The organism is Helicobacter sp. T3_23-1056 (assembly GCF_053654535.1).
In genome coordinates this window covers 39899-53265 of record NZ_JBSIUU010000010.1, presented here as the reverse complement: position 1 = coordinate 53265, position 13367 = coordinate 39899, and the positions used below count along the sequence as shown (strand labels likewise).

At 39.5% G+C, this 13367-nt stretch carries 13 protein-coding genes and 1 pseudogene; 7 read left to right on the top strand and 7 right to left on the bottom strand.

The window, feature by feature from the left end:
- Window positions 1-44: 44 nt before the first annotated feature.
- The 4 genes and pseudogenes from ACWIUO_RS06755 to ACWIUO_RS06740 all read left to right on the top strand — a co-directional run bounded on the left by ACWIUO_RS06755 (window position 45) and on the right by ACWIUO_RS06740 (window position 6763).
- A complete protein-coding gene (locus tag ACWIUO_RS06755; RefSeq protein WP_454177146.1) occupies window positions 45-884 on the top strand; it encodes a hypothetical protein in 840 nt (279 codons plus the stop codon).
- 108 nt (window positions 885-992) lie between these two features.
- Window positions 993-1127 carry a hypothetical protein gene (locus ACWIUO_RS06750; protein WP_454177145.1) on the top strand — a complete coding sequence of 45 codons (135 nt, stop codon included), beginning with the start codon at window positions 993-995 and terminating at the stop codon, window positions 1125-1127.
- Window positions 1114-5490: pseudogene (locus ACWIUO_RS06745) on the top strand (N-6 DNA methylase); the annotation flags it as partial. The gene ACWIUO_RS06750 and the pseudogene ACWIUO_RS06745, both read left to right, overlap by 14 nt.
- Before the next feature lie 136 nt (window positions 5491-5626).
- Complete coding sequence (locus tag ACWIUO_RS06740) at window positions 5627-6763, top strand: ABC transporter permease (protein WP_454177144.1); 1137 nt, start codon at window positions 5627-5629, stop codon at window positions 6761-6763.
- A 343-nt stretch (window positions 6764-7106) separates the two neighbouring features.
- Here ACWIUO_RS06740 and ACWIUO_RS06735 read toward each other — a convergent pair whose 3' ends face one another.
- The 6 genes from ACWIUO_RS06735 to ACWIUO_RS06710 form a co-directional block, all read right to left on the bottom strand.
- Window positions 7107-8222, bottom strand: coding sequence for a cytochrome d ubiquinol oxidase subunit II (locus ACWIUO_RS06735; RefSeq protein ID WP_454177143.1), 1116 nt, complete (start codon window positions 8220-8222; stop codon window positions 7107-7109).
- On the bottom strand, window positions 8223-9734 hold the full coding sequence (locus tag ACWIUO_RS06730) for a cytochrome ubiquinol oxidase subunit I (RefSeq protein WP_454177142.1): 1512 nt from the start codon (window positions 9732-9734) through the stop codon (window positions 8223-8225).
- 2 nt (window positions 9735-9736) lie between these two features.
- Entirely contained in the window at window positions 9737-10123 is a 387-nt protein-coding gene (locus ACWIUO_RS06725) for a DUF4492 domain-containing protein (protein WP_454177141.1), read from the bottom strand.
- Between the two features lie 327 nt (window positions 10124-10450).
- Window positions 10451-11260: a hypothetical protein gene (locus ACWIUO_RS06720; RefSeq protein ID WP_454177140.1), complete on the bottom strand. Its 810-nt coding sequence runs from the start codon at window positions 11258-11260 to the stop codon at window positions 10451-10453.
- Between the two features lie 9 nt (window positions 11261-11269).
- Complete coding sequence (locus ACWIUO_RS06715; RefSeq protein ID WP_454177139.1) at window positions 11270-11686, bottom strand: hypothetical protein; 417 nt, start codon at window positions 11684-11686, stop codon at window positions 11270-11272.
- 2 nt (window positions 11687-11688) lie between these two features.
- On the bottom strand, window positions 11689-12276 hold the full coding sequence (locus ACWIUO_RS06710) for a hypothetical protein (protein ID WP_454177138.1): 588 nt from the start codon (window positions 12274-12276) through the stop codon (window positions 11689-11691).
- Between the two features lie 240 nt (window positions 12277-12516).
- On the opposite strand from ACWIUO_RS06710, the gene ACWIUO_RS06705 reads away from it, so the two are divergent.
- The 3 genes from ACWIUO_RS06705 to ACWIUO_RS06695 are packed head-to-tail and all read left to right on the top strand — an operon-like array spanning window position 12517 to window position 13151.
- Window positions 12517-12672 (top strand): hypothetical protein, encoded by a 156-nt coding sequence (locus ACWIUO_RS06705; protein WP_454177137.1) that lies wholly within the window; start codon window positions 12517-12519, stop codon window positions 12670-12672.
- A 3-nt stretch (window positions 12673-12675) separates the two neighbouring features.
- A complete protein-coding gene (locus ACWIUO_RS06700) occupies window positions 12676-12879 on the top strand; it encodes a hypothetical protein (RefSeq protein ID WP_454177136.1) in 204 nt (67 codons plus the stop codon).
- Window positions 12876-13151 (top strand): type II toxin-antitoxin system YafQ family toxin, encoded by a 276-nt coding sequence (locus ACWIUO_RS06695; protein ID WP_454177135.1) that lies wholly within the window; start codon window positions 12876-12878, stop codon window positions 13149-13151. The genes ACWIUO_RS06700 and ACWIUO_RS06695 overlap by 4 nt, the downstream gene beginning before the upstream one ends.
- Window positions 13152-13185: 34 nt before the next feature.
- Here ACWIUO_RS06695 and ACWIUO_RS06690 read toward each other — a convergent pair whose 3' ends face one another.
- Entirely contained in the window at window positions 13186-13359 is a 174-nt protein-coding gene (locus ACWIUO_RS06690; RefSeq protein ID WP_454177134.1) for a hypothetical protein, read from the bottom strand.
- Window positions 13360-13367: the final 8 nt, after the last annotated feature.

Sequence of the window (13367 nt, the reverse complement as noted above, 5' to 3'; positions counted from 1 at the left end):
CCAAAAATAAGCTAAAAAATAATCTAAAAATCTATAAGCCCAAAATGCAACCCCAAGCAAAATCTAAAAAAACCAACAACCCACAAAAAGCCCTAGCAATCGTCTATAAAAGCAAGTATGGCGCGACAAAAAAATATGCTAAATGGCTAAAACAAGCCATAGAAAATATAGGAAATATGGGAAATGTGGCAAATGTGGAAAATATAGAAAATCCGCAAACAAGTGCCCAAAAAGAAAACACAGAAAAAGCAAACGCAAAAAACGAGAGTGCCAAAAAGCACGAAATGCAAAAAAACATAAAAAATACAAAAAATAGCCCAATACACTTCACAAACTGCATAAACTGCGACATATACGAGGCGGAGGACTTTTCAGCGCAGACGCTAAATCCATACCAAATCATCATTTTTGCAGGTGCTTTGTATAGCGGGGAGCTAAGCATAGGGGCAACTCTAAAAGGTTTTTTGGCAAGCCAAAAAACCACAACAAACATAACTACAAAAACCCAAACAACCACAAAATCTATGCAAAAATCCAAAAACACCTCCCAAACGCCCAAAATCTCCCCACATTTCCCGCAAATATACTGCCTTATCATCGGGCTTAGCAGTCCCAAAAACGCGCCAAACTACCAAAAAGCCCTAGATAAAAATCTAACCAAAGATGAGCAACAAGGCATTAGATTTTACTTTTTGCAGGGTGGGATTGACTTTGATAGCCTAGATAGTGACGATAGAGCGCGTATGGAGGCATATCGGGCTATGCTAAGAGCTAGGGCGGATAAAAGCCCAGAGCAAGAGGCATTGCTAAAAAATCAAAAGCTAGATTTTGCGCACAAAGATGCCCTAAAACCTATCATAGATGAAATCATAAACGCGAAATAATGCCACAAGCAAAATGTGCTAAAAATATTACGATTATTAGGTAACATAGCTGTTTTATTTAGCTTAGCCGTTATTTTTGTGTAAAAACCTCTCATCAAAAGGCATATTATGATAACCAAAGACAACTTTAAAGATTTGCTTCTCTCACTTGGTTTTGTAGAATCTAGCGCGCAGATTCTAACCAAGACTTTCAAAGCGCGTAATTCCCTAGCGGGGGGGGGGGAATATTACTCTAAAAGCTGATTTTAAAGCAAAAAAGCTCATCTACCCCGCAAATACAAGCCCAAATCTAAGCGAGCCAAATGGCATTATTATCCACGATGACACGACTAGCAACTTCTCTCACCCTGAAAATTTTGTCGTCTTTGAGTGCGTGCATAGACTACTAGATAAAGGCTACAAGCCCGAGCACATCGAGCTAGAACCACGCTGGACTTTGGGGCGCGAAGCAAAAGGTGGCAAGGCAGATATTTTGGTGCGTGATAATGAGCGCAACCCATACTTGCTAATCGAGTGCAAGACGACAGATTCTAAAAATAGCGAGTTTATCAAAGAGTGGCGCAGAATGCAACAAGACGGCGGACAGCTTTTTAGCTATTTTCAGCAAGAGAGAGGCGTGAAGTTTCTTTGCCTTTATACGAGTGATTTTAGTGTGGATTGCGCGCTAAAATATGAAAACTACATTATCAATATGCAAGATAACCCAAGCAGTCTCAAAGAGGAAAAAAAGCAAGGCTACAAAGACGCGCATAGCGTAAAAGAGTTGTTTGAAGTATGGAAGCATACTTATTCAGGTGAAAGTAGTGAAAATGGCATTTTTGAGCCACAGATTGAGTGCTATGATATATCAATCCTAAAACCTACTTTAGAAACTCTCTCTCATATAGATTCTAGCTCTATGCAAAAGAAACGCCACGAATGGGCGACTATTTTGCGAGCAAACGCTGTGGGCGATAGGGGATTGGCGTTAAATAAATTGATGAATCTTTTGCTGTGTAAGATTACCGATGAGCTAGAAAACAAAGATGATTTAGCATTTTTTTGGAAAGGATATAATGCCGATACGCGTTTTGAGCTAGTCGATAGACTCCAAAATCTCTACAAAATAGGAATGCAAAAATACCTCAATCAAAGCATTACCTACCATTCCATAGATAGCATTGATGAAGCTTTTAGCAAACATTTTAGCGACACGGCTGTGCGCAAGAAAATCCAAAATATTTTTAACGAACTCAAATACTTTTCTAATGGAGATTTTAATTTTATCGAAGTTTATAACAAAGAACAATTTGACAAAAACTTTGAAATTCTTTTGCCTGTGGTGCAAAGCCTGCAAAATATCCGCTTTACAGATACCAAAGATAGCAATATTTTGGGCGATTATTTTGAGACTTATATACACGATATGCCCCAGCAAGAGGGGCAGTATTTCACTCCTGTGCCGTTGGTAAATTTTATCATCAACTCTTTGCCTATTTTTACGCAAACACAAGTGCTAGATTTTGCGTGCGGGGCGGGGCATTTTCTCACGCAATACGCAGAATTTCACAAAGGCAAAGATATTACTTTTTTAGGCATTGATAAAGATTCTAGACTTGCCAAAATCGCTAAAATCGCTTCTTTTATGCACGGCATAGATTCTCATATCAAAGCCGATGATTCGCTTAAACTTGGCGTTATTGAAAAGCAATCTTGCAATGTCCTTATTTCAAACCCACCTTATTCTGTTGATGAGTTTTTAGCCAATCTCACACAAAGCGACACAGAGCAATACGAGCTTTTTAGCAAAAATATTGATACAGAAGCAAACGACAAAATACAATGCTTTTTGATAGAAAAAGCAAGCAATGCACTAAAAAGTGGCGGTGTCCTATCCCTTGTATTGCCAAGCTCATTGCTTAATAAAGGACAAGAACTTGATATTAAAACTTTGCAGATTTTGTTGCGTGATTTTTATATCATAAGCATTTGCGCATTTGGCAATCAAACATTTTTCAAAACAGGCACACAGCCTATAATCCTCTATGCCATACGAAAACCACAAAGACAAAACACAAAAATGACAAATGATGAAATCTATGAGGATTTTATAGAGCATATTTTGCAGGGCAAAATAGAGCAATTACCAAGTATTTATGATAATTTTTTGCCACTTTTAGAGCGATACGCGACATTTAGGGGATTTGACAAAGATGAGCTAAAGGCGTTATTTGCACTGACCCTTGTCAAAGATGCACAAATCTATACAAGCGAAAGTTTTATAGAATATAAAACAGCATATAAGCAAATCCTAGAAAAACAAAAAACTGAATATAACAAAAAATCAGCAAAATACAAAGAAAAATCCCCATTTATCCCCACCCAAAGCGAAATAGAATTTATACGACAAAAAGAATGTGAAAAATTTTTGTATTTTTGCTACTGCATAGATTCTAATCCTATCATCATAAAATCCCCAAATGAAAATAATGAGCAAAAGAAATTTTTAGGCTATTATTGGAGCACCACAAAAGGACAAGAGGGAATCCATTATCTTAACACGACTAACATAGCAGAGATTCAAACACCGCTATATAACCCCAAAAATCAGCACGACACAAATAAGCTAAACTACTACATACTCCAAAATTTCTATGCACATTTTAAAGAAACTAAAGAATGTAAAGATATAAATCTACATAACCAAATCCCGCCCGAGCTCCAAGCCTACGCACTCAAAGCTAGATTAGTAGATATGCTTGATTTTACCCGCGCAGAATTTAGCAAAGCAATTAGCCTAAATCCAAAAAATGCAACAACACAGAATCCATTTGCAAATTGTAAATTTGAGCTGAAAACTTTTAGCGAACTTGAGATAGAAATTAAAAATGGAGCAAATGTAACGCAAAACAAAGAAAAAGGCAAATATAGAGTATCACGCATTGAAACAATAGCAAGGGCGGACTTTAATATAAAAGCTACAAGATACACTGATAATGAGGTAGAAAAAGAAAATTTTTTACAAAAAGGTGATATTTTATTTAGCCATATAAATAGTGTGCCACATTTAGCAAAAACAGCATATTTTGATAGCAATGAAAAAATAATTCACGGCATCAATTTGCTTAGATTTCGAGCAAAGAATAAAAAAATAGTTGTTCCTAAATTTTTGCTATACATTATGAAAACTAACGAATTTCAGGCATTTGTCCAATCTAATGCTATAAAAGCCGCCAATCAAGCAAGTGTTAATACAACATTTTTAAAAAACATAAAAATCCCCAAACCACCGCTAGAAATCCAACGCCAAATCATAAGCGAATGCGAGAGTGTAGAATCCCAAAGCCAACTTATAAAGGACTTAATCGCGCTGTATAGGGATTTAGTTAGCGCGATTTTAGCCAAATGCGGCATAAGCGAGATTACCCACCATTTGCGCTACACTAGCGCGATGGAGAGGGGACAAGCTGATTTAACCTCCACAACGGAAGGGGAATCTAATCTGTCATTGCGAGAATCCGCGTTAGCGGATTCGTGGCAATCTATGAACCCAGAGCAAATCATCACCGCATTGTTAGATTTGATAAACACGCTAGAATCTAAACTTAAAGTTTTACCCACCCCTAAATCCCCTCCGCAAGGGAGGGGACTTGATTTGCCTTTTGCGAAAAATACCCAATCTGTAAGTGGTGATTCTTTTGATTCGCCATCAATTTCAAATGATACCCCACCCCAAACCCCTCCCGCAAGGGGAGGGGCTTATGATTCGAATGCTCCCGCAAGGGGAGATTCTTTTGCCCTTGCAGAGGTTGAATCCAAAAATCCCCCCTCCCTTGCGGAGGGGGTTAGGGGGTGGGTAGAATCCCCCGAATCGTCATTGCGAGATTCACGCAGTGAATCGAAGCAATCCACGCACGATTTGTCATTGCGAGTGAGTGAAGCGAGTGTCGCAATCCACGAATCTAAAATAGATTGCCACGATTTGACTTCGTCAAATCTCGCAATGACGGATTTGCTAACCTCCCTCCCCACGCCACCAAAAAACGGCTGGGATAAGGCAAAACTTGATAGTAAGGTTTGCGCTATCAATGAAAAAACCTACAATCCAAGTAATGATTTAGAAAATAGTATGATTTACATTGATATTGATAGTGTTGAAAAAGGCACAGGCAAAATCACATTAAACGAAGCTATACCCTGCGGAGAATTACCTTCTCGCGCAAGGCGAATTGTAGGTAATGATAGCGTTATAATATCCACAGTTCGCCCTTATTTAAAAGGGTTTGCTTATATCAAAAACGCCATTCCAAATTCTATATTTTCGACAGGTTTTGCTGTTTTGTCTGGCAAAAGCGGAATTTGTAAATCAAAATTTTTATATTTGTGTTTTTTATATTCAAACGATTTAATGGCACAAATGGAGGCAAAAATGCCAAAAGCTTCTTATCCTAGCATAAATATTGCTGATATTGAGACAATGCAAATCCCCTTGCCACCTTTGAGTGAGCAAGAAAAAATCATCTCTTGCATTGAGGCGATAGAATCCAAAATCACAGCCCTAGACTCCACCCTCCCCGCACTAGAATCCACCAAATCCCAAATCCTGCAAAAATATCTTTTAGCATAAACATTGTTTTTGATAAAATAAGCATTTCACAAAATCCCCTAAATCCACCAAAGCAATATCGCAAAAACAAAATCTACCAAATCCATAATCTTTGCCAAAATGCCACAAAACGCAATCTGCACTCTCAAGGATAAATATGCCACATAACCCAAAAACCCAAAATCAAAATGCTTCAAATCCCCTGCTAATGCCCACAACCCCTGTGCCAACCAAAACTATCACAAAGCCATCTCTATCCTCCACCAAGCGCGCCATAGCTAGCCAAAAATGGCAAGTTTTTAAGCGCAATAAAAGAGCGTTTTTTTCGCTATATGTGTTTGGATTTTTGTGCTTTGTCTCACTTTTTGCCCCGCTAATCGCAAATCACAAGCCATTGCTGATTTACCACAACCATAGTTTTTATTTTCCGTTGTTAAAATTCTACCCCGAGAGTGCGTTTGGAGGGGATTTTGAGAGTGAGCCAGACTATAATGACCCCTTTGTCAAAAATGAGCTACTAAAAGATAGCGTGGTGATAAAGCCTTTGATTCCTTATTCTTACGATACGATTATTTTGGATTTGGATACCAACTCCCCCACGCCACCTGATTTTAGGCATATTTTAGGTAGCGATGACCAAGCGCGAGATGTCGCTGCTAGACTGCTTTATGGGCTTGCGATTTCGATTGCGTTTGGGCTAGTGCTTAGCGTGTTTTGCGTGATTATCGGCGTGAGTGTGGGCGGGGTTTGCGGGTATTATGGTGGGCTTGTGGATTTGCTAGGGCAAAGGGGCATAGAGATATATGCTAGCGTGCCGATTTTGTTTTTGTTAATCATTTTGTCTAGCTTTATCGTGCCTAGTTTTTGGTGGATTTTAGGTATCGTGCTTGCGTTTAGCTGGATAAGCCTTGTGGGGGTGGTGAGAGCGGAGTTTTTAAAAGCGCGAAATATGGAGTATGTCAAAGCGGCAAAGGCATTAGGGCTTAGCAATGCGCGGATTATTTTTAGGCATTTGTTGCCAAATGCGATGGTCGCTACGATAACTTATATCCCTTTTATTATGGCTGGGAGCATTAGCACGCTTGTTACGCTTGATTTTTTGGGGTTTGGTATGCCTGTGGGGAGTCCATCTCTAGGTGAAATCTTAGAGCAGGCAAAAAACAACCTCACTTCGCCACATTTAGCCATAAGCGGATTTTTGGGGGTGGGGATTTTGCTCTGCGTGCTTGTGTTTATAGGCGAGGGCGTGCGCGATGCCTTTGACCCTAGAATCAAACATAAAAAGACGCGCTAAATCGCAAACCACAATAATGCAAAACTCACATAATGCAAAAAAAATATCGCAAAAAATGGGGCGAAAAAGCGCGAAAAATGACGCAAAAATGGGATTTTAGCGACTATTCCCCGCGTCTATCTAGCTCATTGACATTTAGCCCGATAAATTTATACGCCAAAAAGATGACTAGGGGCCAAAAACATATCAAAAATAACGACCATAGCATTTCACGCTCCTTTTTATAAAATTTCAAACAAACTAGCAAAATCTAATATGCAAAATCATAGACAAGATTAAAAACAATTTCGCACAAGATTCCCGCAAACTAGCGCGCGCGATTTACAAGATTGCACCATAAAACCTAATACGAATGCGAATCTAAATCGCTTAACTCCATTTTTTTGCTATCCATTTTGCGCCACACAAGCACGATATAGCCTAGCACAAAGGGGATTGTGAGGCTTACATAGCTCATCACGCTTAGCGTGTAGTAGCTTGAGCTTGCGTTTGCGATAGTAAGCGAGCTTTGCAAATCGCTTAAACTAGGATAAAACGCACTCTCCCCCAAGCCTACATTTAAAAACACCGCCATCACCGCGCACACCACGCCAACCCCCAAAGCAAAAATCCCCCTTGTGCCTTTAATGCTAAAAAAGATTCCCACCAGCACGCACACAACGCCTATAAGAAGCAACGCTAAAATCAATGGATTTTGCAAAAAGCTCTGCAAGTAGAGGTTTTCTACCATTGCCACTTCGCCACTCTCCCCCACGCCAAAGCCCTCTTTCACGCAAATCCACGCTAAAAATCCAAGAAAAAATGGCAAAAATAACGCCGTATTTACTACTATATCTTTGCGTGATTTACGCACGATATTGTCATTTGCGATGGCGTTTATGAAATAGCTATCCGCTAAAATCCTGCTTAAAAAAACAAGCGCAAATCCTAGCAAATAATTAAACGGATTTGCCAACGCCTCTAGCCCGCGCCACTCACTCTGCCACTCTACAAAATTTCTAGAATCTAGCGTAAAATACGAACCGCTAAAAAATGTGCTAACCGCCACTCCGATAAGAAACACGCCCAAAATCCCGTTGATTTTCAAAAACACTTCATAGGTTTTCGCCCCAAGTAGATTCCCCTCTTTTTTGCGGTATTCATAGCTCACCGCTTGCAAAATAAAGCAAAATAAAATCGCAAGCCACACCCAATACGCCCCACCAAAGCTCGTAGCATAAAAGAGCGGAAACGCCGCAAACGCCGCCCCGCCAAAAAGCACCAAAGTGGTAAATCCTAGCTCCCATTTTTTGCCCAAAGTGTTGATAAGCAGGGATTTTTCGCTCTCATCGCTTGAAAGCCTATCGATAAGCCCCTGCCCGCCTTGCACAAAAAACATAAACACCAAAAGCCCGCCTAGCAAACTCTCCAACACCCACCAATACACCTGCAAATGCGCTAATTCTAATCCAAAAAACATCTAAAATCCTTTGCTTATGGTTTTTTTCATAATGCCAAGCTCCGCAAGCAAGAGCGCGGTAAATAAAAACAAAAATAAGAAAAACGAAATTTGAATGTTGGTGTGCGAGAGGTTTGTCGCAGCGATATGCACAGGCATCAAATCCTGTATCGCCCACGGCTGTCTGCCCACCTCTGCGACTATCCAGCCTGCCTCTGCTGCGATATAGCCAAATGGTATCGCCACCACGCAACACCACAAAATCTTCCTAAACTTCTGCACATCATTTGCCATAGAAAGATAAAGCACCACGATAAAAAGCACAAAAAACGCGCTCCCTAACGCCACCATCAAATGAAAGCTATAAAAAGTTATCGCCACAGGTGGCACAGCCTTCTCTTTTGATTCTAAATAGCCATAGCCAAAGTTGCTCATATTTGCTTGCAGGATAGATTTTTGCTCCTCCATAGCTTGTGCGTTATTTTGCTCTTTTGCTTCTTTGTAGGATTTTAGGGCTTGCACGGCTAGCTTGCCAGAGGCGATTTTAGAATCTAGAGATGGGATATTTTTTTCCTCATTGCCAAAGACTAAATCATTTATCCCCGGGATAAACCCTCCACTATCCCTCGTGCCAAGAATAGAGAGCGCGTAGGGGATAGTAAAATCAAACAAAAATGTCGGCTCATCATCGCCTAGCTTTTTATTTGGGTTGAGTATGCCAAATGCCACAAGCCCCGCTCTATGCTCTCCATCATAGATTCCCTCCATTGCAGCGAGTTTCATCGGTTGCTTTTGGGTAACCTGATAGGCACTCTCATCGCCACTAAAAAAGAGAAAAATCGAAGTGAGAAGCCCAAAGCTAGCCCCAACTATGAGCGAACGCTTCGCCTCCCAAATATGCCTCCCACGCAGTAAAAACCACGCGCTTATCCCCATCACAAAGAGCGCGGAAATCACATAGCCGCTTGCGATAGTGTGGAGGAATTTCGCCACAGCCACAGGGGAGAGAATCACCTCTAGCACGCTACTCATTTCATTTCGCGCGCTATCGGGGTTAAATATCGTGCCGATAGGGTATTGCATCCAGCCATTTGCCACGAGTATCCAAAACGCAGAGAGATTGCTCCCAATCGCAACAAGCCACGATGAGAGCAGGTGAAATCGCTTTGAGACGCGATTCCACCCAAAAAACATCACCGCAAAAAATGTCGCTTCTAAGAAAAACGCGATGATGCCCTCAATGGCAAGCGGTGCGCCAAAAATATCGCCCACAAACCAACTATAATTTGCCCAATTTGTGCCAAACTCAAATTCCATTATAATGCCTGTGGCGACACCGATAGCGAAATTTACCCCAAAAAGGGTGAGCCAAAATTTGGTGATTTTTAGCCATTTTTCATCGCCACTTTTGACATAGATACTCTCCATAATCGCCACGATGAAGCTAAGCCCCAAAGTCAGCGGGACAAACAAAAAGTGATAAATCGCTGTTAGTCCAAACTGCGCCCTACTCCAATCAATACTTAATTCCATATTTACTCCTTATGTGTGGGATTTGCGGGATTTGTGTATTTGTGCGCGGTGTATTCGTGCGCGGTGGTGCTAGATTTTGCTTCGCTTTGCAAAGGACTTTGACTAGCATCGCTAGCATTGTGAGTGAGATTCTCTGCGGTGGGTTTAAAATCTGCTTTAAAATCTGCTTTAAAATCTAAGGCAGGGCGCGTGAGATTTCCTAGCACAAATTGTGATTTTGCCTCGCTTGTGCCTAGATGAGATAGCGAAGTGTCATAGACAAAGACTTTAAGCACACCAAACATTATGATGAGCTTTATAGCTATCACCGCCCACAGCACTCTACCTAGCGTCATATTTCTAAACCCATCGACATACAAAGAAGTGATATTTTTTAGGAATTTTGTCATCGCGCCCCGTTTTTTAAGCATTTGATTTTGCAAAAATCAAAAAAAAGCTATTAAAAGAGGCAAAATTATAGACATAGTTTGTTAATTTGTATTAAGACTTTGTTACAAAAATGTGTAAAAAATCGAGTAAATATGTAGTTTTTGTGTAGTAAATAGAATTTAAATCAAATGCAAGCAGATAGTTTTCATATAGATTTTGCAAAATCTAGCGATACAAAATCTAAACAAGGCATTAAACCGCATATTTAGATTGCATAATCGCAGGATTAGTAAGCTAGATTTTGCGCTAAAATCTAATTATAGATTTTAGCCCTTAAATATTGCTATTTATTCAAATTTCACACTATGTCTGATTTTGGTTTTTACCTTGAGAGAATCATTTTCTTCACCGCTAAAATCCACACCAAAATCTGCCTTAAATATACCCAAATAGCTTGCCTTACCACAAAAATTTTTACATTTTTGCACATATTTGCTTGCTTGCGCTAGCGTGTCTATTTGGCTTTCATAGCCTTTAAGTTTAGCATTTGGGCTATCCAAATAAGTCTCAACCAAAATCCTAAACGAAGCAGGTAGGGCGTCTAGATTGATATGATTTTGCTCGATATAATCATTAAGCTCTTTTGGTGTTTTTTTGGCGTTACTGACTTCTGCACCAAATGTAATCGATTGCCAATTTTCACTACTTGTATGTTGAGACTCTTTTGAGGTGTATTTAGCATTACTTTCCAAAGCCTTAGACTTACCGCCCCCACTTACATTTAGTGTATTGCTACTTTGGGCGATAGCTAAACTCTCCTCACAGATTTGGCATTCAAATTTGACATTATCGCTCATAAAATTACAAAGATGATTCATAAGTGCGGCAAGCTCGTGGTGCGCATTTTTTACATAATCAAAAAGCGGATAATACCTATTTAGATAAAACTCACTTTGCACCAAATGCCCTTTTTTGTTATATTCACTCAAATCCACTTGCCTACCACCATCTTTTACCTTCAAGCCATTTGATTTTTGTATCTCGCCAATCTCCACTAGCTCAAATCCACTTGCCAAATCCTCATAGTGCGGATTGTCCCTTATGTCGCTTCTTAGCTGACTATCAACGATAAATATTTCGTTTGGTAATGTTGTCATTTTAACTCCTTAGTTTTTAGCTAACAGATAGATACCAAACCCTACCAAAGCTATGATACCTATTGCGACAAGTGCTTTTTTTTGCTTATATTCTTGCTCTAGTTTCTTAAATCGTTCATATTCAAGCCCCATCACTTCAAGCGTATGTTGTATCATTTCGTCTGAAGTGTCCTTGTCCCACACGATTAGCGCGATTCGCCTCCGCCCTATATCATCATTTTCGGGGTGATACAAAGCACAAAAAAACTTGCCGTTTTTAAGTTTGCAATATAACTCATCAGATTCCAAATTCACACTATCACAATCCCTATAAAGCTGTGTTACTTGCTCCTCCTCCTTTTTGCCCGTGATGATTTGCCCATCTTGCGCGCTGATATGTTTGCGGTTGTTTTCTTGGCTTTTGCCTTGCACGGTCGCTGTTATCATCACTACTCCTTTATGATAAAATTAGAAAGTTTTTGTTGCATTTGTTTGCCCTGCATTTTTGCTTGGGTTAAATCATAGATTTCACATTTACCATATTTGCCACGCAATTCATTGCTTAAGTCATTCATCTTGCTTTCATATTTTTGTGCCTTATCTCTATGTGTGCCGATGATTCTAAGCTCAAAGCCCTCGCTTGTTGCAAACTTTTTGGCAGTTTGTAGTCCACGGTGGATAGTCTCTTTGGATACGCTAAAATATTGATTAGCATCAAAAACATAGACATAATATATTTCACTCCCCAATTTTTTCAATTCTCTCAACTCTCTGCGTGCATCATTGTTGTGGCTTGATTGCATATCTGCTCCACCTGTGTTTTGGATTTGGACATAATATCCGCACCAAATGTCTTTTTTGCCTTTATCCACTTTAGGTGTTGCTATGTGTTTTTCTATAAAATCCGCATTTTGCAAAATCTCTTTTACCGTATCTTTGCCCACGCCCGTTTCGCCTGTCAAAAATATGATTTTTGGCTTTTTTTTGAAAAGCGCGTAGAAAAGCTTTAATATTCTCACTAATGATGGTAATTCCATTTTGTTTAAACTCCTTTTTTATGTAATTTTCATTCTAAAATTTTCGCTAATGCCCTGTTGCTCTTGCAAAGCATTGCAACATTTCGCATTTAGCTTATAAAACTCCGCTTTTTATTGCTTGTATTTCCTCTTTATCCACACCCCCTAAATCTAAAAATAAAATATGCAAGTTTTTTTGCATTTGATATTAGACAAAAAAAAAACGGATTTTAAATATAGGGGGGTTTAGCGCGAAGGTTTATGGATTTTGGTAAAACCGCTTGCAATGACAAAAATGGCAAAATCACATTAGATTGCCGCTTAGATTGCCACGCAGATTTGGCAAATCTACTAACAATGACAAAATCGCTAGAATCTGCTATAATCGCGCATCAATCTTTCAAACCTAAAGGATAGCAAATGACGCTTACCATAGAAAACGCCGACAAAGAGCTAGCAAAAATCATCAAAAGCATAGCCAAACTCACAAAGGCAAAAGTCCGCATTAGCGATAGAGAGAAAGTGCCATCTTGGCTAAAAGAGGCACAAGATATGCAAAAAAATCCGCATAAATACAAATCCTACAAAAGCGTAGATGAAATGTTTGAGGATATTTTGAAATGATTTATGAAGTGAAATATTCTAAAGATTTCAAAAAAGGGCTAAAAAAGCTAAAAAATGACGCGGATAGTTTGGCATTGGCAAAATCTATCATCACAAAACTTGCAAATGACGAAATGCTAGAGCCAAGACACAAAGACCATAAGCTAAGCGGGCAATATGAGGGATATAGAGAGTGCCACATAAAGCCAAATCTTTTGCTTATTTACAAAAAAGAAGAGCAGGTGTTGATTCTTACTTGCCTTGCGATTGGCTCGCATAGTGAGCTATTTTGAATATACACTAGGCTAGTATAGCTTTTTGATAGATTTATAGATTCTCATTTATAGATTCTCGCGCGCTACCTTGTCGCCCCGCCCCTTTTATCATCATACTAAAAATCGCGCGAAATACCTCAAATGCAAGAAGCAGTGATAAAGATATTTTGCTTATGTTTAAGTATGGATTTTTGTCATTGCGAGCCGTGCTTGCAGAGCGTGGCAATCCACAAG